This is a genomic window from Mycobacterium sp. E787 (assembly GCF_001668725.1).
Lineage (GTDB): Bacteria > Actinomycetota > Actinomycetes > Mycobacteriales > Mycobacteriaceae > Mycobacterium.
In genome coordinates this window covers 1-854 of the sequence record NZ_LZKL01000082.1, presented here as the reverse complement: position 1 = coordinate 854, position 854 = coordinate 1, and the positions used below count along the sequence as shown (strand labels likewise).

The 854-nt window shown below is 63.5% G+C and carries 2 protein-coding genes; one reads left to right on the top strand and one right to left on the bottom strand.

The features are described 5' to 3' along the window. A partial coding sequence (locus A5705_RS15640; RefSeq protein ID WP_068278476.1) for a class I SAM-dependent methyltransferase occupies positions 1 to 643 on the top strand: 643 nt, incomplete at its 5' end. Positions 644 to 680: 37 nt separating this feature from the next. On the opposite strand, the gene A5705_RS15635 is transcribed toward A5705_RS15640, so the two are convergent. Next, a partial coding sequence (locus A5705_RS15635) for a class I SAM-dependent methyltransferase (RefSeq protein ID WP_197517088.1) occupies positions 681 to 854 on the bottom strand: 174 nt, incomplete at its 5' end.

The window sequence follows — 854 nt, the reverse complement described above, 5'->3', positions numbered from 1 at the left end:
CGCCAAATTCGACCTGGCGCTCGGCAAGCTGAACCTCGAGCCGGGGATGACGCTGCTCGACGTCGGTTGCGGCTGGGGCGGTGCGCTACAACGAGCGGTCGAGAAGTTCGACGTCAACGTCATCGGAATCACCCTCAGCCGCAACCAGTTCGAGTACAGCAAGGCCAGGCTGGCCAAGGTCCCGACCGGGCGCAGCGTCGAGGTGCGGCTGCAGGGCTGGGAGGAATTCGAGGACCACGTCGACCGCATTGTCACGATCGGCGCCTTCGAAGCGTTCAAAGCGGACCGTTGGCCGGCGTTTTTCGAACGGGCCTACGAGATCCTGCCCGACGACGGCCGGATGTTGCTGCACACGATTCTCGCGCATTCCCAAAAACAGCTCCACGAGCTCGGCGTCTCGCTGACCATGAGCGACGTGCGATTCACGCGATTCATCTACACCCAGATCTTTCCCGGCGGGCAGTTGCCGGCGCAGGAAGACATTCTGAAATTGGCGCCCGCGGCCCTCGAGGCGAACAAGGAGACGGCGCTCGCCATCCAGTCCCAAGAGGTCTACGACCGGTACATGAAGTACCTCACCGGCTGCGCCAAGCTGTTCCGCGAGGGCTACACCGACGTCAACCAATTCACCTGCGAGAAGTAGCCGGGCGCCCGGGAGCGCCCGGCCAGCGGTGCGCTACTTACTTGGCCAGCGTGAACTGGCCGACGTTGCTGATGCCCTTCAGGAAGAAGTTTTCACACCCCGTCAGGTAGTGCATATAGCGGTCGTAGACCTCCTGGGACTGGATGGCGAGCGCCGTCTCCTTGTTCGCCTCGAGGGCCGCGGCCCACGTCTCCAGGGTCCGTGCGTAGTG